Origin of the sequence: Microcoleus sp. T3_A4, from assembly GCF_036700465.1 — a bacterium.
Classification (GTDB): Bacteria; Cyanobacteriota; Cyanobacteriia; order Cyanobacteriales; family Microcoleaceae; genus Microcoleus.
This window is the reverse complement of the sequence record NZ_JAUBOY010000006.1, coordinates 95,271-118,401: the sequence shown is the minus strand read 5'-3', so window position 1 is coordinate 118,401 and position 23,131 is coordinate 95,271. Positions and strand designations below refer to the sequence as shown.

Here is a 23,131-nt window from a genome sequence, read left to right as displayed (position 1 = left end):
CAAAGATGCAAACCAAATCCCACACCGCGACAGCTAAAAGCCGAAAAAAAGAGAGCGGATATTCCAAAATTAAACCCAAGGCAAGTGTTCCCTTAGAACAAACCGAACCTTTGGTCGAAGATGAACCAAAAGTTGAAGAAAAATCCGATCGCAATTCCTCCAATAGCGCAGGCGATTCTCCCCAGCTTTTGCCAGCAGAAATTAAGCTCGTCTGCACGCAAGACAATTTAGCCAACCATCTCGAACTTGTCAGCAAAGCTGTCCCAGCAAAACCCACCCACCCCGTGTTAGGAAATGTTCTCTTAGTTGCTTGCAAAAAAACGCAGCGAGTCCAACTTACCGTCTTCGACATGAGATTGGCTATTCAAACCTCCTTTGAGGCCAACGTTCAATCTCCCGGCGACATGACTATTCCAGTCGGACTTCTCAATGATATTGTCGGGAAATTCTCGCCCGGAGATATCACTTTAGTCAGTCGCGAAGCCTTGAATCGCGAAGGTGAAGATAGCGAAGATAGCGGGAATAACATCACCTTGCCAGAGGCTGTTAGCAACAGTCCAGTTGCTACCCTAATTGCTGCTTGCGGTCGCTATCAAGTTCGAGGGATTTCGAGTGAAGAATTCCCTGCTATTCCTGAAGTAAAAACAGCGCAAACAATTTGCATCCCCTCTGAAACTTTGAAAGAAGGGCTGAAAGGGTCACTGTTTGCCACCGCTACCGATGAAGGCAAGCAAATCCTAACAGGTGTTTACTTCAAAATCGGTCAAGATAGCCTCGAATTTGCTGCCACAGACGGCCACCGTTTGGTTGTCCTCAATACTTCAATTCAAGGTTTTTCTAAGAAGAAACGAGCGGAAATTACACAGCCTCTAGAGCTTACAGTCCCAGCTAAATCGCTTGCCGAACTGGAGCGAATTTTATCGAGCAGGACATCCGCTGACCCAGTAGAGCTTTCTTACAGCACTGAGAGCGCTTTGATAGAATTCCGGTGGGGAGCGCAGCGCTTAGTAACGCGCTGTTTAGAAGGCGCATACCCAGCTTATCCCGATTTGTTGCAGCAGGATTTCCAACATCAGGTAACGCTGGAAAAAGCACCTTTCATCAAAGCTATAGAGAGAATTGCTGTGCTGGCAGACAAGAAAGAAAAAACGCTCAGCATCCGCATTAATAGCGAAGCACAGCAAGTGTCACTGTCGCTTTTCAGAGAATTTGGAAACGGTTTGGAACAGATGGCAGCGCACGTTAACTCAGACGGCAATTGGTCAATTTCCTTCAACATAAAATACCTGTTGGAAGGTGCAAAAGCGATCGCTAGTTCCCAACTCCAAATGCACCTCACTCAGCGCGACGGCCCCGCCATTTTAGTTCCTGCTGGCAACCGCTCCAAGCCCAACATCCTAATGGATACCAAATACTTGTTAATGCCGATTTTCAAAGACTGATGTCTTTTGCAAAAAAGGCTCGCTTGGCAGAAGTAAAAATATTGAGTTTTTTACTTCTCTCTTCTTCTGAGTGCAAACTCCGCAAATATGACTCTAATTCTCAGCAAACAATTACACCTAACCATTCAATCATGTACGCAGCATTGCCTCAAAAATACCGCCCTCGTAGCTTGTCTGAACTGGCCGGACAGGAGTACATCCAAAGGACACTTTCCAATGCGATCAAAACTAATAAAATTGCTCCGGCTTACTTGTTCGCCGGCGAACGGGGAACGGGCAAAACTTCAACGGCGCGCATTTTAGCTAAATCTCTCAACTGCACCAGTGCAGACAAACCCACAGTAAAGCCGTGCGGCAAGTGCCAGTCCTGCCGCTCGATTGAAAAAGGCAGCAGCTTAGACGTTGCTGAAATTGACGCGGCTTCCCACAACGGCGTGGATGACGCTCGCGGCCTGATCGAGCGATCGCACTTCGCACCAGTTATCAGCCGCTACCGAGTGTTTATTTTAGATGAAGTTCACTGCCTAAGTTCCCAAGCTTTTAACGCTCTTCTAAAATGTTTGGAAGAACCTCCGCATCATGTAGTGTTCATCTTGTGTACAACAGAGCAACACAAAGTGCTGCCAACAATTAACAGCCGCTGCCAAACGTTTCTGTTTCGATCGCTGCCAATCCCAGCCATTGTCAAACAGCTAACAATGGTAGCCCAGAAAGAGTCAATTGCAATTGCCGAAGCAGCTAAAATTGCGATCGCCCGCGCCGCGAATGGCGGGATGAGGGACGCCTTGCAGTTGCTCGACCAGTTGAGCTTATTAGGAGAGGAAATTACCAGTTCTCACGTATTGGAGCTGTCGGGGCGGATACCGGAGTCGGATTTAGTTGCAATTTTGAAATCGACCCGCACCGGCAACGCGCTGAAGCTGCTGCAACTGTCCCGCGAACTCATTGACAGCGGGAAAAGCCCTAAAATGCTGCTGGCGTCGCTGCTAGCCTGCTACCGGGACTTGTTGCTTGCAACGAGCGTGCCGGACTGTTCGCTGATGCTAGTTAGCGGCATTTCGCACTCGGCCCTGATGGAAATTGCCTCTGCTTGGGACTGCAATGCGATCGCTGCTGGCCTCGAACAGTTGCAGGCTTCGGAATGGCAGCTCAGCAAGAGCGCTCACCCAACGCTGTGGCTGGAACTCTGCTTGCTGGGATTGGCAACAAGGGTGCCACAATTAAAACCCCACGTCGCTCTTGGCGCTCTTGCTAACCCCAGGCAGCCCGATCGCACCCAGAAGCTGCCCAGTACCTCCAAGTTGCGATCGCCCCGTTCCAAAGAGGGAGCCATTTGGGAAAAAGTGCTCTCAGCAACTTCTGAGAAAAACCGCGCTTTACTCTGTGCTGCTTCCCTGGTAGCACTGACGGAAAAGAAAGCGGTGCTGGCCGTGCCCGCCCAATACCTGGACAAGTTCAACCGAAACGCAGCTAAGGTGCAGAAGATATTTCTGGCCGCAACGGGCGTCCGCTATCTTGTGTCGTTCGAGGAGAAGAACCCATGATTAGCTTGCTGATAGGGGATGACCTCCACGCGATTCACAAAAAGCTTTCTGCCTTTAAAAAGAACCTCGACCCCGGTTGGATTGGCTTCAATTATCACCGCTTTGATGCTTCGGCATTGAATGAGGCAGTTGACTGCGCCTTAACTCCCGCCTTGGGAACGGAAAAAGCAAAGTTAGTGGTGGTAGAAGGGTGTAATTTCAAACAGTTTACTGAAGAGGCGCTGGAGGTTCTCCAGTTGCTCCCGCAGGTGCCGGAAAAGACGCACCTGGTTTTTGTAGCGCCTTCTATTGACAAACGCCTGAAGGTGGCAAAATTCCTGCTTTCTCAAGCTAAGCTGTTCGAGTTTGACCTTATTCCCCCCTGGCGAACGGATCTCATCGCCCGATCGATCCGAACTCAAGCTTTGGCAATAGGGCTGTCGCTGAACTCAAATGCTATTGATTACTTGGCGATTGCGATCGGCAACAATCCTGCTCGCGCTGAATCAGAACTGCACAAGTTGGCGACTTACAGCAGCGGCGCTTCCCTCACTTTAAACTCTGTGCGATCGCTGGTTCCTTCAACCACTCAAAATAGCCTTCAGCTAGCCGTTGCGCTGAGGGAAAATAACTCTAAGAGAGCAGTCTATTTGCTGCTTGACCTTTTGGCAATAGAAACTTTCCCGCTGGCGATTTGTGCGACGCTGATTGCTCAATTTAGAACTTGGTTGTGGGTGAAAGCGGCGATAGTTGGAGGAGTTAAGCAAGACGCTGAAATTGCCCGGATTTGTCAAATTGCCAACCCGAAGCGAGTGTACTTTCTGAGAAAAGAAGTAGCTGCTGCTTCTCTAACATCCCTTTCGTCTGCGGTGTCCCTGCTGCTTGACTTAGAGGGTTCGCTGAAGCTTGGGCGTAAAGGGGATTCCATGTTGCCTGCAATTTTGGCGATCGCCCAACTGTTTCCTCCTAAGAAAGCAAGGAAGCGCGAAGTAGAAGCGATGTAGGCGCGATGTAAAAGATAGTGTTGGTCAATTAACAAGGGGTTAAACCCCTCACCCATAAAAATGGCGGATATTGGCTCAATTTCTAATTGACCACATAGCTGTTGACTCACTGGGGGCGAACGCAAATGCTTCGTTCTAGAGGTGAGGGGTGACACTCCCTACGAATTCGCCAACAGTCTCAGTAGAAGCGATGTAGGGACGAACGCGAGTGTTCATTTCCCTCGTTTAACTAATGCAAGAAGTTAAACGGGGGAAATTTTTAATCTTTTACCCAAAGACATTATAAAACTTCTTAATTAAATTCAACTAATATCACTCCAAATCGCTCCCCCAACCGCGCCGGAGGGTAAGCGAATTACATTCTTTGATAGGCACTCAGTGTTGAGGTTTAATAAACAGCTTTGTGACTTTCATAGCGGTTATTTAATCGAGTATAATTTATTTTATTTATTTGTACACTTTTTATCAGAAACGATATCATAATAATCAATAACACTTTAAAAAGCTTTAAACAAAATAGTCTTTTCTTATACCATTCTGTAGCGCATTGCTAGTTTAAGAAATATGCTATTCTTAAGAATGTAAAAGCAGCGAACCTTTTGACAGTGAAGGCGACCTGCCGATACAGCCCGCGCCGCCCCGACAGAGAATAACCCCAGCTTTCTGTTAGGAAACCTTATTGGGTTTAGCAGGCAAAGGTACAAAGCCCCAATCCCCAAATAAACAACCAGGGCTATCCAAATGAATAAAAATGAAACTGTGTCGCTCTCAGTCAGCGACGCGATTCAGCATATTGGTCTTGACCAACTCAAGCCTCACCCTCGAAATGAGGAAATTTACGGGTGCACCGAAAGTATTGCTGACCTGGTAGAGTTGATCCAACTCAAACGCTACGTCCAACCGCTGACCGTCAAAACAGATGGCACGATCGTCAGCGGCCATCGGCGGTGGAGGGCGCTAGCAGCGCTGGGCTGGAAGTTTGTCCCAGTTATTGTCTGCCACTTTCAGACTGAAGATGACGAGCTCTTCGTCTTGGTGGCAGAAAACCGCCACCGCCACCAAAGTCCAGTACAGAGAATTCGGGAAGGAATTGTTGTGGAGCCTATAGCTAGAGAGCTGAGGAACAGACACGCTGCCAAGAAAGCTCGCCACCAAGCTGCTGAGTCAGCAGAGCCGCCGTCGGACAACCAGCAACCGCTGATGGAAAATTTTCCATTGAACCCGATCAACTTGGGCCTGACTCCAAGGGAAATGGAACTGACGGAAAATATCGTGGCGGCTATAGTCGGCTTGGGGTGCGGCAGGAACTACAGGAAAGGGCGCATTGCCGTCAAAGCTGCCGACGAGCTCAAGAGAGACAGCCCCGAATTGGCTGCAAAGTGGTTGGACATTATTAATAACCACAGCATAGATGTAGGATATCAACTTGCAAAGATGCAGGAGGACAAGCGAGTAGTAGCGTTGGCGGCGCTCTCGTCGGGAGCAGCGAAAACCCCGAAACAAGCTAAAGCTCTGATTAAGGGTGCTTTGAGAAAATCTTCCGCCTCGAAGAAAACCGAGGGCAGCAGTAGTAGCGAGCCGGTTCAAGAAGGCGATTGCGGTGAAGAATGTAAAACTTGCACTCCTTGCGAACCAATTACGGGTGAGGGAGTCAAAACGCGCTTTGGTCCAGACAGCGCGGGGGCATGGGTTATTGTCAAAATCCCTTTTATTCCTAAAGAAAAAATAGCGGAAAGGAAGTGGAATGGATTTTGGGGCCGGATTGTGGAGGTTGGAGCGACTTTGAAAGTCGATATGGGTTCAGAGGTGGTATCGCTCCTTCAATCGGATGTGGTGGCGATATTGAACCCAACGCCGAGTTTTTGCTCAATAGCTGAGCGAATTCTTAGGCTGCAAAGCTTCGGCACGGTGTACGAGTTTGGGAAAATCGTCTTGAACAGGATGCAGAGAAAAGTGGTTTGGGATGCTGCAGCGCTAGCTTATCTGGATGCTGTGGAACAGGTGGAATTGGCGCGGCGGGCGATCGAACAGGCTTTATAATGAGGCTCTCGTTTACTGGCACTAAATTCGGAATTAGCGATCAATTTCTTTAATTCCGAATTATTGGGCCATTAGCTTGTACCTTTAATTACAAATTATTCAGTCACCCCTCGTTGGGGCGATTGCACAACTAGAATTTGTCGGTGCCACGATCGCCCCTACCTTCTTATCCTTTATGCGACAGACAGCAACTGTTCGGCTTCTTGTCCCAAAAACCGTCGATCGACGATTTCTCTGTAAGCCTCTAAATCCGGCTGCCAATTCTCTAGAAGCTGGTACAAGTGTTGCAGCCAACGCTCTCGTAGATATTGATGAGTAGCTGGCGATCGCTTCATTGCTATAAACACATAGGAACTCTCTTAGAAGAGTTCCTGAGATGTTCTAACAGAGGATCTGCCAAAATTTATTCCTTTCCAGAAAGTTAGCCCATTAAAAGCATTCATTGACTGCCTACAGTTATCCGGAAAAACTCGATAAACTCTCAATGCTTGACATTAACTTTAATTACAAAATGTTAATTTTAAAAAAAAATATGTCTCGACAACGCTTTCTAGGCTAAAACTGTAAAAAGTTGAGCATATTTATAGTCTGAGTCGATGTGCAGCCTAGAAGCAAATTAACTTTTAAGTGCAATCTACACATAAGCTTTATAGTTGTTTTTGAATAAAAACAATCAAAACTATAAGTTGAAGCACGAAAATAAATACTAAAAAATAGTGTTTTTACCCTTATATAGCTTATAATCAGGTTTGTATTTTATTCAAGAATGCTGGATTTCATCCAGACTAAATATAAGCTTTACAGTTACAGAGTGATTGGTGAAACCAAAAGCGCTGATGCAAAATTAGTGTCTGATTAAAATTATTCGTACAACTGTCACATATATGACTTGTTGAGTCATACACAAGCTGTTCAGGATCTATCAAGCGAACTAGAAGGAGTTATAGACAGTGCCAAAAACTAAAATGCGCGATATTGTGGTCATTCTGCCAGGAATTACAGGAAGCGTTCTTCAAAAGGATGGCAAAGACCTTTGGGCAGTGTCAGGACAAGCAGCATGGGAAGCGCTCATCACCCGTGGAGAATCATTTCAGCAATTGAAGCTAGACCACGATGATCCTGAGCTTGAGGATCTCGGAGACGGGATTAAAGCTGTTCGAGTTATCGAAGATGCCCACCTTGTACCGGGTTTAGTCAAAATCGATGGATATACAGCAATCTCTGAAGCCATTAATGACTATTGTGATGTAACACTTGGTGAAAACTTCTTCAAGTTTCCCTACGATTGGCGACGCGACAATCGAGCCAATGCTCGTATATTAAAGCGTTTTGTAGATGAACGGTTGAAGAAGTGGCGAGAATCTCCTAACGGTGCTGAGGACGGGAAGGTGATTCTATTGGCGCACAGTATGGGTGGCTTGATTTCTCGCTACTACCTGGAAGTATTGGAAGGATGGCAAGATTGTCGGGCTTTGGTTACTTTTGGTACTCCTCACCGTGGCTCTGTCAATGCAGTTAACTTTCTTGCAAATGGCTTTAAGAAGCTATTCTTCGATCTCACTGAGGTAATGCGATCGCTGCCTTCTGTCTATCAACTGATGCCAATTTACCCGATGCTCAAGATTGATAACGAGTATAAGCGAATTGCTGAAGCTGGTATTGAGCTTCCTAACATTGACAAGGCAAAAGCCGAAGATGCTTTGAAATTTCATCATGAAATCCGGGATGCTGTAAACAAGCACCGTCAAGATGCAAATTATCTAGCAAATAAGTATGCGCTTATTCCTGTAGTAGGCACGAAGCAACCTACGTTTCAATCGGCGAGTTTAACGACGAATGGTCAGATTGAGATCAGTTTGGAACTACCCGAAGGCTCCGATCCGATTCTAGGAAGTGGTGATGGAACAGTTCCTTATATATCTGCCATTCCTATCGAACTTTCTACAGAGTATCGACAGAGCTACATTGCTGAACGACATGGCTCTATTCAAAATCATGGACAGGTGCTAGACCAACTTTGCAACCTGATTGCAGCAATGCAAGTTAGGGGAACAGAAAATTTCCAAAATCCGGGAATAGTTGAGGTTTCAAGAGAGCCAGCAGCAATCAGTTTGGATCTTGATGACGTATATCTTCCTGATGAAGTTGTTGAGTTCCGTGCCAACATCATCAATGCGAGTGAGGATTTTGGAAAACTGAAAGCGCGAATTACGTCTGTTTCAGATGAGGACTTTTCGCTACGTGCTGATTTTCAAGAAGAAGATGGTCGATGGATTTTGCACTTAGACAAAAGTGCTTTTCCGACTGGAGGATTACACCGAGTGGAGGTTCGAGTCGAGAAAGGTGGTGTAAAGGCTCCTACGCCTGTGCATGATTTGTTTGAAGTGGTGAAGCAAGTTTAGTTGTGGTAGTACCTCTAGGAGTTGGATGATGGAATGGATTTGGACGAAAGCAAATGAGAAGGAGTTAGCTCAGTTTGCTACAGACTCAGCGCTTCAACTGTTTAACTTGGATGTCAGCAGTTTTGATCTAATTCGAGAAGCGCAATTTGAGAGTCTGATAGAGGCGATCTACAACACCCTTGTCGAGCAGAAAATCAAATATGACCTCGAAAAATTCAGCACAGTAGAAACCCATCAGCGCATTCGCACGCCTGTTGAAATTCTTTCCCAACCACGCCAAGGAACCTGTCTGGATCTTGCAATCCTATTTAGTGGTTTATGTCTCGGCTGCAATTTACTGCCGAAGCTAATTCTGCTAGAAGGTCATGCCTTAGTTGCTGTGTCACTCACCTTGAAACGTAGTGAGTGGAGCAGCAATAGAGATAATCAGAAAAAGTTTTCGGGTAAGCGGGTGAAAGATTCGCAAGGAACTGAGCGAATTGAACCTGAAGTTTTCAGAGATATAGAGACTCTGAAAGAGATGATTGGTGATGGTATCTACTGTGTTGTTGAATGCACTGGCTTTGCTTACAGCAAAACTTTGCAGCCTGATTCGACAGAGCTTGCAGGAGTCGCACGAAACACAGATGGATTTCTGGCGTTTGAACAGGCAAAAGAAGTTGGTCGTAAGCAATTAGAGCGATTGCCTTTCCGGTATGCGATCGATATTGCTGTTGCTCATGTATCTTGGGGAATTGAACCAGTATCTTTTGAAATTCCAAGCACTTGGGAAAAACCAGTAATTAAGATGTATACCAAGCAAAATCTCAAGAATCTTGATGGTGTCACCGCTCGTGCTAATAGAAATAAATCTGATGGCCCAGTTGACATGAATGCTGATCAGACAGTAGAAAACGCAAAGAACTCTGTAATCGAAGGAAATGTAAATGAAGGAAGGGGAAGCTCAGGTGAATCTAGAACTACACAAAACCTGGGTTCAATTGAGCAGACGAAAGTTACAGCAGAGAAACATCGAGAGCTGTAGGCAAAGGCTCTGAAAATTATGGAACTTTCTGCCAATCCTGCGACTACGGCAATGGGTGTTTGATGACATCGATCGCTGGTTAAAGAAGTCTGAGGAACGGTTCTTCATCCTGATGGGGGGAACCGAGGGTGGGGCAGAGTGCGATCGCCCTCAAAACCTAAATAACTACAAGCACCGTAGAGTAAGAAACGATGACTGGAACTGTTGCAACTCAAGTGAAAGCGATCGCCTTTTATGTTGCTTGACCTATAGACAACCTTATAACTGTAACTAGCCATGCCATTTCTCAACCCTAAACTAGGAATTGACTTCTCAGCATACATTGCCGATCGCACTACCAACTTCACCGGACGGGAATGGGTGTTTGAGGCAATTCAGAATTGGCTAGCTGACCCCAAGGGCGAGCGCTTTTTCTTATTGACGGGGGAGCCGGGGAGTGGCAAGACGGCGATCGCGGCTCGTTTGACTCAGTTTGCTCAGGGTGTAGTATCGCCTCCGAAGTTTGATGCAGGATTCCTCCATGCAGTTCACTTTTGTTCTGCACGGGATAGTGTCTGGACAGACCCGAAGGAGTTTGTTCGCTCTATTGCCTTGCAACTGGCACAAAGTATCCCTGAGTTTGGGCTGGCGTTGAAAGATATTGGAGAAAAAACCAACAATATCAATGTCGATATCAGCGTTGGAACGGCTCAAAACAGCACAATTCAGGGAGTGGTTATTCAGAATCTAACGATTTCGGGGCTGACGGGGCAGGAAGCTTTTACCCAAGTGGTGGTAAACCCATTGCGGCAGATTCAGGGAAAGGGGTTTAATCAACCTGTAACCATTTTAGTGGACAGTTTGGATGAGGCGCTTACCCATGATGGAGAAAGCACGATTGTTGGTTTGCTCTCAAAGCTGTCCTCTGAGGTCAAGATTCGATTGATTCTCACGAGTCGGAATGAGGAAAGGGTTAAAAATAAACTGGTGGCTTACGAAGAGCTGTTTCTTTCAGCAGCGAAACATTTGGCACAAAACCAGAAAGACGTGCGGGTGTATATTATTGACCAGAGATTTAGCAAGGATGAAACGCTACAGAACTATTTAAAAGCTGAATCACTCGACAAGGAAGCGTTGACAACAACCCTGATAGATAAATCGGAAGGTAATTTTCTGTATGTCCGTTTTTTGCTGGACTCTGTTGCTTCAGGGCAGCAAAGCCTAACTAATCTAGAAGGGTTGCCGCAGGGATTGGATGAGTTGTATTACGACTCTTTGATACGGGTGGTGGAACTCGGTAAAAAAGACTGGTCAGACCTTTATGCACCTGTGATGGGAGTGCTGCTGGCAGCTCAGGGCTTGACCAAGAGCCAAATTGGGGCATTTACGAAACTGAAGGGGTCTGTGGTTGGGAATTGTCTGAATGACTTGCAGCAGTTTCTCGATGAAATTAAATCGGAGGATGAGGAGACTCGATATAAGCTCTACCATCAGTCAGTAAGAGATTTTTTAGGAAAACAACAACTGCTGATTCGCAAGAATCAGCAGAACAATCTCTATTATCTGCCTGCCCAGGAACAACATCAGCGGATAGTGGAGTACTACCGCCCAGATAATAAACCCTGGAACGAGGTGAAGCTAGAGATGATTGACCTCTATGGGCGGCGCTACCTAGCTCAACATCTTGTAGGGGCAGAGCTTGTAGAAGAACTCCATACGCTGTTGAATCTGGAGAAAGAGGGCAAAAACGCCTGGTTTAAGGTGAACGACGATGAGGGAGACACCGCTAGTTTCCTGGCAGATGTAAATTTAGCATGGTCTCAAGCTGATGAGGCGTATCATCAAGCTGATGAGGCGGATCACTGCGAACGAGGAAAAAGTATTGGACTACAGTGTCGCTATGCACTGATCCAGACTTCGATTAATAGTTTGGCAGGGATTCCAACGGCACTGATGGTGGCTCTTGTTAAACGTCAGTACTGGAAACCCGCTAAGGCTATAGCCTACGCTCGCCAGATTCCAGATCCGAAGGAGAGATGTGAGAGTTTGGCAGCACTGGCTGACCAACTGCCCAACTCAGAACCATTGAAGTCCCAAGTATTACAATCTGCATTGCAGGATGCCCTAGCTATTGCGGATGAAGGTGATCGTGCCCAAGCCCTCACGGCACTGGTAGACAAACTGACTCCAGAGTTACTCCCCAAAGCCCTAGACGCTGCCCTAGCCTTTCAGAATTACGAGTATCGTGCCTCAGCCCTCACGGCGCTAGCAGACAAACTGCCCGAAACACTCCCTAAAGCCCTAGATGCCGCCGTAGCCATTCAGAATTACGAGTATCGTGCCTCAGCCCTCACGGTGCTGGCAGGCAAACTGACTCCACAGCTACTCCCCAAAGCCCTAGATGCCGTCCTAGCCATTCAGAATTACGAGTATCGTGCCTCAGCCCTCACGGCACTGGTAGACAAACTGACTTCAGAGTTACTCCCCAAAGCCCTAGATGCCGCCCTAGCCTTTCAGTTTGAGCACGATCGTGCCTCAGCCCTCACGGCACTGGTAGACAAACTGACTCCACAGCTACTCCTCAAAGCCCTAGATGCCGCCCTAGCCTTTGAGGATGAGTCCTCTCGTGCCATAGCCCTCAGGGCACTGGTAGACAAACTGACTCCACAGCTACTTTCTAAAGCATTAGATGCCGCCCTAGCCTTTGAGGATGAGTCCTCTCGTGCCATAGCCCTCACGGCGCTGGCAGACAAACTGCCCGAAGCACTCCCCAAAGCCCTAGATGCCGCCCTAGCCATTCAGGATGAGGAGTATCGTGCCTATGCCCTCACGGCACTGGCAGACAAACTGCCCGAAGCACTCCACAAAGCCCTAGATGCCGCCCTAGCCATTCCGTTTGAGAATAATCATCGTGCCTATGCCCTCATGGCAGTGGCAGACAAACTGCCCGAAACACTCCCTAAAGCCCTAGATGCTGCCCTAGCCATTCCGTTTGAGAAGTATCGTGCCGAAGTCCTGACAGCACTGGTAGACAAACTGACTCCACAGCTACTTTCTAAAGCATTAGATGCCGCCCTAGCCTTTGAGGATGAGGAGTCTCGTGCCATAGCCCTCACGGCACTGGCAGACAAACTGACTCCACAGCTACTCCCCAAAGCCCTAGATGCCGCCCTAGCCTTTGAGGATGAGAAGTATCGTGCCTCAGCCCTCACGGTGCTGGCAGACAAACTGACTCCTGAGTTACTCCCCAAAGCTTTAGATGCCGTCCTAGCCTTTCAGAATAAAGGGTATCGCGCCTCAACGCTCACGACACTGGCAGGCAAACTGACTCCACAGCTACTCCTCAAAACTTTAGAGGCCACCCAAACCATTCACGATGAGCTCTATCGTGCCTCAGCCCTCACGGTGCTGGCAGACAAACTGACTCCACAGCTACTCCTCAAAACTTTAGATGCTGCCCGAACTTTTCAGAATAAAGGGTATCGTGCCTTAGCCCTCATGGCACTGGTATATAAACTGGCCTCAGCCCTCACGGCACTGGTATATAAACTGGCCTCAGCCCTCACGGCACTGGCAAACAAACTGGCCTCAGCCCTCACGGCACTGGCAAACAAACTGACTCCACAGCTACTCCCCAAAGCCTTAGATGCCGCCCTAGCCATTCAGGATGAGTTCTCTCGTGCCTCAGCCCTCACGGCACTGGCAGACAAACTGACTCCACAGCTACTCCCCAAAGCCTTAGACGCTGCCCTAGCCTTTCAGAAGGAGGAGTATCGTGCCCAAGCCCTCACGGCACTGGTATATAAACTAACTCCACAGCTACTCCCTAAAGCATTAGATGCCGCCCTAGCCTTTCAGGATAAGTACTCTCGTGCCATAGCCTTCACGGCGCTGGCAGACAAACTACCCGAAACACTCCCCAAAGCCCTAGATGCCGCCCTAGCCTTTGAGGATGAGTCCTCTCGTGCCATAGCCCTCACGGCACTGGCAGACAAACTGACTCCTGAGTTACTCCCCAAAGCCCTAGATGCCGCCCTAGCCATTCAGTATGAGGAGGATCGTGTCCGAACCCTCACGGCACTGGCAGACAAACTGACTCCTGAGTTACTCCCCAAAGCCCTAGATGCCGCCTTAGCCTTTCAGGATGAGAAGTATCGTGCCTCAGCCCTCACGGCAGTAGCAGACAAACTGACTCCTGAGTTACTCCCCAAAGCCCTAGATGCTGCCCGAACTCTTCAGAATTACGAGGATCGTGCCATAGCCCTCATGACACTGGCTTTTCCTCTAGTTAATACCTCAAATCGATTTAACCTCTGGAAAGACTTGCTGCATTTTCTCTCCTATCGAACTCGACAGGACTTACTAACCGATTTGGCAGGCCTCACCTCTGTAATCATTGCTTTGGGCAGCGAGGCTGCCGCCGCAGAAACGGCTCAAGCGATTCAAGATGTATCCCGATGGTGGTCTTAATGCGAGATTCGTTAATGTTGCATTAATGGTGCATTGAAAATACTGAGACATTCACTCAGCAAGCCATTTCCTGATTGCCGAATTCAGCGTTTCCCCAAGCGCAATCATCCTTGACACATCAAGCAATCATTCATCTGTGATATAAAGCACCATTCCATGATTGGCACTGTTTTAACTCAATTAAAAGCGATCGCTTTCATCCTCCAAACAACCATAACCTCATGCAGTAAGAGACAATGCCTGAAAACGTTGCAACACAATTAAAAGCGATCGCTTTTGAGCGCGATCTCGAAAGATTCACCGAAGGCTTTATAGGTCGAGAGTGGGTTTTTGAGGAAATTGACCGATGGTTGCAAAAGGAAAATGAAAGGTTTTTCATTTTGACTGGAGAACCAGGGGTGGGAAAAAGCGCGATCGCGGCGCGTCTCACCCAGCTCCGGCTGGATATCGCTGCCTATCACTTTTGTATTGCCGGACGCAGTGGCACCATTGAACCCAATCATGTGCTGCTATCTCTGGCGGCTCAGCTGATTGACTACTTTCCCGACTACGCTGAAGCCTTGGCAAATACCATCAAACCGTTAAGGCTTTCGGTGAATGTGGAAATCACAATCGAAACCATCAAAGACAGTGAAGTCAGGGGTGTTGTCATCAACAACTTGCACACCCAGAATCCGCAGGAAGCTTTGAATGTCGTGCTGCGGCGATCGCTTGCTGCCCTACCCAATCCACCTCAGCAACCTGTCCTACTCCTGATTGACTCCCTAGATGAAGCCGTAACGTTGAGAGGTGATAATAACTTAGTTACTCTATTGGCTGAGGCGAACGACCTACCGCTGTGGGTGCGCTTTGTCTTCACCACTCGATCAGAGCGACGGGTACTGCGCTACTTTGAGCGCTTGAAGCCCTATACCCTGGCGGCAGAATCGCAAATGAACCTGGACGACATCCGCCAGTACATTGAAAATCGGGTGGGTAAGGAAAAGATGCAGGCGCGACTTCAATCAGCTAAGGTTGAGCCACAAACTTTTGTGAATCGCCTGAGTGAACTTTCGAGTGGTAACTTTCTATACACCAAAATTCTGCTCAACGACATCGAAGCTGGACGGCAAACCCTCGATGACCTGTCTGCATTACCCCAAAGTTTAGACGAAATCTATCACGGCTTCCTTAAGCGCTTCACGGTTAGTGAGTGGGAAGAGCGCTACCAGCCCATCTTAGGAGTATTGGCAGTAGCCCAGGAACCAATTACTGAAGTACAGTTAGCTCACTTTACTGGAATTGGGCAAGGCAAGATTCGACAGAATCTGGGAGTGGTGCGCCAGTTTCTCGATATTAGTGATGATGGGCATGGGCGCAAGACTTTTAGTGTGTTCCACCAATCGCTACGTGATTACTTGCTCAACGAAGAGCGCAATATTGACTTTTGGTGCGAGGCAAAAGAGCAACATCAGCGCCTTGTAGATTATTACATGGCAGATGACCAATCTTGGCACACTAAACCGACTAGCGATCGCTATCTTTGGCACCATCTTGCTTATCACCTAAGTGGAGCTAGCAAGAATTCTGAATTACGTGCGTTGCTATTCAACTTTGACTGGCTGCAAGCCAAATTAGATGCTACAGATGTTAATGCCCTAATAGCAGATTTTAATTTTTTAGCCAACGATTCAGATTTATCTCTAGTGCAGAGTGCTATCCGTCTATCAGCGCATATTCTGGCTGAGGATAAGACACAACTAGCTGGGCAACTGCTGGGACGCTTGCTTATGTTTGAATTGCCTGAGATTCAAGTAATGCTAGAGAACGTTAAGCGCTGGAAAGGAGCATCTTGGCTGAGACCCTTAGCTCCTAGCCTAACCCCGCCAAGTAGTCCACTATTTTACACTCTTCAAGGACACACTGGAGGAATCCGAGCTGTAACCATAACACCAGACGGGCAACAGATTATTTCGGCTTCTGCTGACCATACCATCAAGATTTGGGATTTGCTGCGTGGAATGGAACTTGCTGCCCTCAAGGGACATACTGATGAGGTTCGGGGGTTAGTAGTGCTTCCTGATGGACAACGACTTCTCTCAAGCTCTTGGGATGGCACTCTCAAAATTTGGGATCTACAGCGTGCAGTAGTACTGTGTACTCTCGAAGGTCATACTGAAGGAATTAGTGGGGTAGGAGTAACGCCAGACGGAAAAATAGCCATCTCTGCCTCACGAGACTGCACACGTAAAGTATGGAATCTGGAAAGCGGACAATTGCTTAAGACCTTTTCTATCCGAAAAGGTTCTAATGAAGCACCAGTATTAATAAATGGACAAAAGATTGCCTTTAATATCTATAACCCAATCAGTGAACACTTAGCAGTTACATTAGATGGGCAGAAAGTTATCTCTACGACCGCTTATCCTACTCCGTGGAATCCTACTCTAGTAGTTTGGGATTTACTGACAGGTCAGGAGGAATTCTCTCTCAGTGGTCATCAAAGCTTGATTCATGATTTGATAATAATGCTAGATGGGGAAAGGGTAATATCTGCTGCAAACGATCGCACCATCAAAGTATGGAACCTGAAAAATGGAGAAGAACTGTTTACCTTAGCTGATTCTGCTTGTATTGAATCAATTGCATTATTGCCAGATGGTAAATACCTTGTCTCAGCTTCTGGTAACAATAGCATCAAGGTTTGGGATTTAGAAAATAGAAAAGAACTAAGTACTCTCGGTGTCCATCATGAGGTTCGTGCAATCGCTGTCACACCTGATGGAAGACGAGTTATCTCTGGCGCATCTGATGGTTCTCTCAAAGTGTGGAACTTAGACGACAACTTGCAGTTGCCTCCTCAGCCGAGCCATGCCACTTGGGTAGATTTTGTGTCAGTCATACCAAATGGACAGCAGGCTATCTCTGTTTCAAAAAGAGATGGAATTGTAAAAATCTGGGACTTGCAGAGTGGAAAAGAGGTGCTGACATCAGATCATCAGCGACCTATTAGGGCAATTGCAGCGCTACCAAGTGAATACCTCGCTCTCTCAGGTTCTCAGGATGGCAGTGTGAGAATCTGGGACTTGCAGAGCGGGAAAGAATTCTACACGGTAAACATTCCTACCCCCACCGTCTATGCCTCTACTCCAGCAGGTGCAATGCCTCTTGAAACCTCGCTGGCAAAATTGACTTTAGCATTTTCTATAACGCCAGACAGACAAGTGGCTGTTTTTGGTTTAGGTTTACATGACAGTATCAGTATTCTTAAAGTTTGGCATCTGAAGCACAAAACAGAATTATTTACTTTATCTGGACATACTCAACAGATTAGTGGGGTAACAATCATACCAGATGAACAGAGGATTATCTCTAGCTCATTTGATGGCACTATTAGAGTTTGGGAATTGGAAACAGGAAGACAGCTATTTGCTTTACAAAGTCATGAAGAGCCTATCAATAAATTTGCATTAACGCCAGATAATGAACGTCTCATCTCGGCTTCACAAGATGGCACGCTCAAAGTGTGGGACTTACAAAAGCGAACCCTGTCTCTAACTCTAGAAGGTCATGCTGACATCGTCTGGGCAGTAGCCGTTTCGCCAAATGGACAACATGCTATTTCCGTATCTGAAGATTGCACTCTTAAAGTCTGGGACTTGTCTGGTGGAAAAGTTATCGCTAGCTTTAGCGGAGAAAGTCCACTGATATCCTGTGCTGTAGCTTTAGACGGAGTAACGATTATTGCAGGTGAAAAATCAGGTCAAGTGCATCTCCTGCGTTGGGAGGAATGTGAAGCAGAGTTTAATGATTCTTCATTCTAACTGGGGATCGAGGAATCGGTAAGAGTGCGATCGCCGCCCACCTCATTCAAACCCACAAAGACATTGTTGCTTATCACTTGTGTCAAGCAGCAGAATTGGAAACCTTGAAGCCGGGACAGATATTGCGATCGTCCTCAAAACCTAAACCACTAATTAGAGCAAGAAACGATGACTGGAACTGTTGCAACTCAAGTAAAAGCGATCGCCTTCGATCGTGATATCGAAAGACTCACCGAAGGCTTTACCGGGCGAGAGTGGGTTTTTGAAGAAATTGACCGATGGGTGCAACAGGACAATGAACGGTTCTTCATCCTAACTGGGGAACCGGGAGTAGGGAAAAGTGCGATCGCAGCTCAACTTGTCAAAACCCATAAAGAAATCATTGCCGCCTACCACTTCTGTATTGCAGGGCGTAGTGGCACGATCGAACCGAATAATGTTTTGTTGTCTCTAGCAGCCCAGCTCATTGACTTCTTCCCAGATTATGCGGAAGCTTTAGTCAACACTATCAAACCCCTGAAACTTTCCGTTAATGTCGAAATTACCATTGAAAACCTCAAAAATAGTCAAGTTAGGGGAGTTGTCATTGAGAATCTACACACGCAGAATCCCCAGGAAGCTCTAAATGTTGTACTGCGGCGATCGCTTGCAGCACTTCCAAATCCACCTCAGCAGTCCAAGATTATTCTGATTGACTCATTGGATGAAGCAGTAACCTTCAGCGATCGAGATAATTTGGTCACGCTGCTAGCTGGGATGCATGACTTGCCATCTTGGGTACGGCTTATTCTAACGTCACGTCCTGAAGATAGAGTCATTGTGGAGTTTGAGCCGTTAAAGCCTTATAGATTAAAGGAAACATCAGAAGAAAGTTTGGCAGATATCTGGCAGTATGTGGAAGAACGGGTTGAGCAGCAAACGTTTCAGGAGCGGTTGAAAGAAGCTGAAGTAATTCCTCAAATGCTAATTGAGGAAGTCACCAAGCTTTCTAGTGGCAATTTCTTGTACACTAAGCTGCTGCTTAACGACATTGAGGCTGGACAGCAAGCATTAAACGAGATATCTGCTTTACCTAAAAGTATTGATGACATTTATCTGGCTTTCCTTAGACGATTCAAGTCTCAGGAGTGGAAAAAGCAGTATCAACCTATCCTGGGGACGCTGACTGTCACTCAAGAGCCTATAACCGAGGATGCGTTGTCAAATTTCACAGGTCTAAGACCGAGGCAATTACGACAAGATCTAGGAATCATCCGTCAATTTTTGGATGTGGTTGAGAATGCAGAGGGTGAAGAGACTAGAACTTACGCTATCTTTCACCAGTCTCTACGAGATTACTTGCTCGACAAAAAACGCAACAAATATTTCTGGTGTGATGCTCAAGAACAGCACGAGTTGATTATCGAATACTACAGGGGAAAAGCTCCTACATGGGAAGATGTAATTTGGAATACGAAAAAGGTATCACACTACGGTTTGCAGCATTTGGCAACACATTTTTACATATTGATTCAAATAGCAATCGCTAACGAAGACGAAGATAAAATTCAAGCTTATCGAGAAGAATTATATGGACTAATTTGTAAGCCTTTCATGTGGTCTAAGTTTGAACGTTTTGGCTCGCATCAATTTTTTGCTGAAGATGTTAAATTATCGATTGCTACCGCCCAATCTGAGACTCCTCCTAACCTTGTTCAAGAAGTACGGAGTAGCTTGCTCTATTCCACGTTAGGTTCACTCGCTACAGATGTTCCTCCTGAAATTCTGGGAGCAATGACGAGTGTGGGACAGGTAAACAAAGCTAAAAGTTATACCTCACTCATTCTCGATCCCGAAAAACAGAGTAGAGCTTATCAACAAATCGGTGAAGCTTTATTGACTCAGGCAGAAGTAGAGGAAGCCAGAAAGCTTATCTTAAACGCATTAACGATTACAGAAGGGATTTCGTATGAACATACCCGAATTATCAGGTTGGATGAGCTACTTTCGTCTTTAGCACAGTTGGCTGAATCCGATCGACTTCTTGCAGCAGCACAAACAGTTCAAGATGAGCATAGTTTTGGAGAGTTACTCTCCAAGTTTGTTCCACTTCTAACTCAGTTGAAGCACTTCGATCGTGCACTGGTTATTGCTCAAGCGATTCCTAGAAATAGAAGTAAAGGTAAGGCACTTAGCACTTTGGCGCAAGCACTTGCTGAAGCAGAAGATAATCAACGACTGAATACACTGCTAGAAATTATAGAAACACGACCAGCAGATTGGATAGAGACGAGTCTGTTGAGCGTAATGGCAGAGGCATTCATCCAAGTTGGAGATCGGACTGGACTCGATAGAATTCTTTTAATTGTAGATGAATTGACTCAAGTAGCACAGCTAAATACCGAAGTAGGAAGTTTAGCAAAAGTGCTGACTGTTGTTAAAGATCCGGTGAGATTAAATCATCTCCTGGAAGCTGTGAGCAAAATAGAAGACGGATTTCGACAAGTTGATGCACTCAGTGAAATTGCTTATGCTCAATTTGAAATCGGAGATCGTGGTGGATTGAACAATCTCCTGAAAACTGTAGAAGAGCTGGGAAGCCGAATTTCAAATCCTAGAGGATTGTCAGGAATTGCTTATGTTTTTTCCAGCCTAAGCAATCAGGATGCCCTACATCGACTGCTGATAGCAACTCAGAGGATTGAAAGTGAATATTCAAAGACTGAAGCAATGAAGGGCTCGATCGAAGCTATGGCAAACACTAAGAACAAGGAGGGATTATCCCATGTTCTAGAACTTGCAAAATCTGGATCGCTATCCACCGTTCCAGAGAATCTTGTTGAAAGCCTTGCCTTAGTATTAGCTGAGCAGGGAGAGCTTGACCAAGCATTAGACCTCTCAGAAGATATAAAAGATGGCTGGAGTAAAGGACATATTCTTGAGACTGTTGCTCTAAAGATGCTGCAAGAAGGAGAAGTTGAACAGGCATTGCAATTGTTGGACAGGCTTGAACGTCAGCAATTTCAAATTCGAGAGCGTATCAAAATGCGGGTTATTGCCCTCACGCTGATCCAGCAGGACAAATTCGATCGGGCTCTAGCTGTAATAGAAAGTACCAACAGTAGTGATAATTGGGACTGGGAATCAACGTTAAACTCAAGTTCTGTTGAAAGTCTTGCTCAAGCATTTGCTAAAAAAGAAAACAAAGATGCACTCTATAAGTTAATGGCAATACTCAGGGAGATTACTAATAAATATAAAGAGTACGACCGTAATTATAATCATCACAGAGAATATTCTTTAAGAAGTATTGCTGTAGCATTTGCCCAGATAGGAGAGTTTGAACAGGCTTTAGCAACTGTCAACGAGATTGAATCAGAAGGTTACTATGCTGCAACAGACAGCAAAGAAGATGCACTGTGTAAAATTACATCCTTCATGGCTGACCTTGGCGATAAGAATGGATTAGAGAAAATTTTGGCTATGCTGGAAACTGTTCGATTTCCAGGACAATTGAGCATTAGCCTCGCTCATGCATTCGCAGATGTGCATGACTTTGAACAAGCGTTAACCGTAGCAGAAAGAATTGGAGATGAATTTAAGAAAGCAGAGGCACTCATCTATATCGCACAGAAAATGATTCAAGCTGGGCATAAGACGAATATAAATCAGGTGTTTGCAAGAACCAAGATGATAACCAGTGAGTATTGGAGAGCAAAGGTTCGGATGGAAATTTCTCAAGCACTTGCACAGGCGGGAGAATTGGAATTAGCGTTACAAGCCCCAGTTGGGATTGGAGAGGAGGAGGCCAAAGCAGAGGCACTTTCTTGCATTATTCATGAGTTGGCTCATGTAGGAAAGTTTGAATATGCTATCTCTGTCTTGGAATCTATTCAGCAGGAAGAGATTAAATCAAAAGCAATCATTCAACTGATTCCGCTCCTAGCTAAAGAAACAGATAAAACCATCTTAGAACGGCTATTAACAATAGTAAAAACTTTGAACAAACACTATCGTGTCGAAGTTTTAAGTATTCTGCTACCAGAAATTGTGCAACTCGATCCTAGAAATAAACTGAATCAGGCTATAGAAGTATTACAACAGATGATTGAAGCCAAATATGACCAATTTGAGGTACTCAGTGCGATCGCTCAAGCACTTGTTAACCAGGGAGATAAATCTAGTTTCGACCAAGCTCTGGAATTAGCAGAAATAGTCGAAGATTGGCAACCAACACTATTAGTCGAAGATTGGCAACTAACACTATTGGCAAAAATAGCTCCAAACTTAGCTAACACAAAAGATAAATCCGTCTTGTATGAGGTTATTCTAAAAATAGAAGGAATGCAGGAGGAAATTTATAAAAGGGAAATACTCACTGGTATTGCTCAGGGATTTGCTCAAATTGGAGACAAGGCTGGAATAAACCAGATTATAGAAATAATAGATACATTTGACGAGAAGCGACATCAAGAGATCGTAATCAGCAAAATAGCCGTTGCTTGGGCTCAGATGAATGAGATGGAGCAGGCATTTGCCACAGTAGAAATCATAGAAGATGACGAATATCTCAAAGCAAATACGCTAGGCGAAATTGCCAATATCTTAGCAAAGAGAGGGCAGACACAAGAAGCTATCACAACTGTAGAAACTATTGATATACCTGATATATTAAGTGGATTAGCTAAAACCTTTGCTCAAATGGGTGATGAAGAAGGAATGATGCAGGCATTAGATGCCTGGGCAAAAACTGTGCAAGACCCAACGATTTTAGTAGAGAAGTTGTTTCAAGAAATAGCTCCTCTCCTGGCACAAGTGGGTAAAGTTGATTTGGCAATCGGTGCAATAAATTACATTTTAATTTCTAAGCCCAAGACAGAAACACTGATTGCAGTAGCGCAAGTGCTAGCTTCGACGAACAATCGGGATGGACTAAATCAGGTATTAGAGATTGCAAGAGAAGTCACCGGAGAGGAACCTCAAACAACAGCTCTATCAGAAATGGTTCAATGCTTTGTCCAAGTCGGTGAGATTGAGCAAGCCTTATGTGTCACCAATGAAATTAAGAGTGAGTGGAGCAAAATGAGTGCTTTAAGCGAAGCAATGCTGAAAGTGGCTCAAGCAGGGGATACAAATAGCGTTGAACAAATTTTCAAAGCAGTTCAATTGATTGATAAAAAATATTTAAATACAGATTCGTTAAGTAGAGTTGCTCAAGCTCTCACTCTTGTCGGATTAAATGAGGAGGCATTTTTAGTTTGGAGAAATCAGTTAGCAGTTGCTCAACTTGCTGGACGCAGTGCTGTATTTAAAGTGCTGACAGCCAGTACTCCATTTCTATCAATCTATGACCAAGGAGAAACTTTATGGACTCTCCATAGGACGGTACAAGAGCTTGAGAGTTGGTGGATTACCCAGTAATGACTAGAACTGTTTCAACTCAACTACTCCCTTCCCGGCATAAG

General features: G+C 45.8%; 10 protein-coding genes. 9 read left to right on the top strand and 1 reads right to left on the bottom strand.

The genetic code is table 11. The features are described 5' to 3' along the window. Nucleotides 1-5: 5 nt before the first annotated feature. From dnaN to QUA07_RS05280, 4 genes are all read left to right on the top strand, one after another. The gene (dnaN, locus tag QUA07_RS05295; RefSeq protein ID WP_333323178.1) at nucleotides 6-1,442 is read left to right on the top strand and encodes a DNA polymerase III subunit beta; all 1,437 of its coding nucleotides are present in this window, start codon (nucleotides 6-8) and stop codon (nucleotides 1,440-1,442) included. Continuing rightward, complete coding sequence (gene dnaX / locus QUA07_RS05290; RefSeq protein ID WP_333323177.1) at nucleotides 1,442-2,986, top strand: DNA polymerase III subunit gamma/tau; 1,545 nt, start codon at nucleotides 1,442-1,444, stop codon at nucleotides 2,984-2,986. The genes dnaN and dnaX overlap by 1 nt, the downstream gene beginning before the upstream one ends. Further along, on the top strand, nucleotides 2,983-3,969 hold the full coding sequence (gene holA, locus QUA07_RS05285) for a DNA polymerase III subunit delta (RefSeq protein WP_333323175.1): 987 nt from the start codon (nucleotides 2,983-2,985) through the stop codon (nucleotides 3,967-3,969). Before dnaX ends, holA begins: the two co-directional genes overlap by 4 nt. Nucleotides 3,970-4,710: 741 nt before the next feature. Continuing rightward, the gene (locus tag QUA07_RS05280) at nucleotides 4,711-6,009 is read left to right on the top strand and encodes a ParB N-terminal domain-containing protein (RefSeq protein WP_333323173.1); all 1,299 of its coding nucleotides are present in this window, start codon (nucleotides 4,711-4,713) and stop codon (nucleotides 6,007-6,009) included. Nucleotides 6,010-6,182: 173 nt separating this feature from the next. Here QUA07_RS05280 and QUA07_RS05275 read toward each other — a convergent pair whose 3' ends face one another. Further along, on the bottom strand, nucleotides 6,183-6,356 hold the full coding sequence (locus QUA07_RS05275; RefSeq protein WP_333323171.1) for a hypothetical protein: 174 nt from the start codon (nucleotides 6,354-6,356) through the stop codon (nucleotides 6,183-6,185). Between the two features lie 603 nt (nucleotides 6,357-6,959). Here QUA07_RS05275 and QUA07_RS05270 point away from each other — a divergent pair. From QUA07_RS05270 to QUA07_RS05250, 5 genes are all read left to right on the top strand, one after another. After that, nucleotides 6,960-8,411, top strand: coding sequence for a lipase/acyltransferase domain-containing protein (locus QUA07_RS05270; protein WP_333323169.1), 1,452 nt, complete (start codon nucleotides 6,960-6,962; stop codon nucleotides 8,409-8,411). A gap of 25 nt (nucleotides 8,412-8,436) precedes the next feature. Further along, nucleotides 8,437-9,435 carry a transglutaminase-like domain-containing protein gene (locus QUA07_RS05265; protein WP_333323167.1) on the top strand — a complete coding sequence of 333 codons (999 nt, stop codon included), beginning with the start codon at nucleotides 8,437-8,439 and terminating at the stop codon, nucleotides 9,433-9,435. Between the two features lie 276 nt (nucleotides 9,436-9,711). Beyond that, nucleotides 9,712-13,884 carry a hypothetical protein gene (locus QUA07_RS05260; RefSeq protein ID WP_333323165.1) on the top strand — a complete coding sequence of 1,391 codons (4,173 nt, stop codon included), beginning with the start codon at nucleotides 9,712-9,714 and terminating at the stop codon, nucleotides 13,882-13,884. 236 nt (nucleotides 13,885-14,120) lie between these two features. Continuing rightward, on the top strand, nucleotides 14,121-17,687 hold the full coding sequence (locus QUA07_RS05255) for an AAA family ATPase (RefSeq protein ID WP_333323163.1): 3,567 nt from the start codon (nucleotides 14,121-14,123) through the stop codon (nucleotides 17,685-17,687). 168 nt (nucleotides 17,688-17,855) lie between these two features. Beyond that, a complete protein-coding gene (locus QUA07_RS05250; protein ID WP_333323161.1) occupies nucleotides 17,856-23,087 on the top strand; it encodes a hypothetical protein in 5,232 nt (1,743 codons plus the stop codon). Nucleotides 23,088-23,131: the final 44 nt, after the last annotated feature.

Coding starts and splice junctions, on each gene's coding strand:
- dnaX (WP_333323177.1), top strand. CDS start 1,442: ATGTCTTTTGCAAAAAAGGCTCGCTTGGCAGAAGTAAAAATATTGAGT.
- QUA07_RS05265 (WP_333323167.1), top strand. CDS start 8,437: ATGATGGAATGGATTTGGACGAAAGCAAATGAGAAGGAGTTAGCTCAG.
- QUA07_RS05255 (WP_333323163.1), top strand. CDS start 14,121: ATGCCTGAAAACGTTGCAACACAATTAAAAGCGATCGCTTTTGAGCGC.
- QUA07_RS05260 (WP_333323165.1), top strand. CDS start 9,712: ATGCCATTTCTCAACCCTAAACTAGGAATTGACTTCTCAGCATACATT.
- holA (WP_333323175.1), top strand. CDS start 2,983: ATGATTAGCTTGCTGATAGGGGATGACCTCCACGCGATTCACAAAAAG.
- QUA07_RS05280 (WP_333323173.1), top strand. CDS start 4,711: ATGAATAAAAATGAAACTGTGTCGCTCTCAGTCAGCGACGCGATTCAG.
- dnaN (WP_333323178.1), top strand. CDS start 6: ATGCAAACCAAATCCCACACCGCGACAGCTAAAAGCCGAAAAAAAGAG.
- QUA07_RS05250 (WP_333323161.1), top strand. CDS start 17,856: ATGACTGGAACTGTTGCAACTCAAGTAAAAGCGATCGCCTTCGATCGT.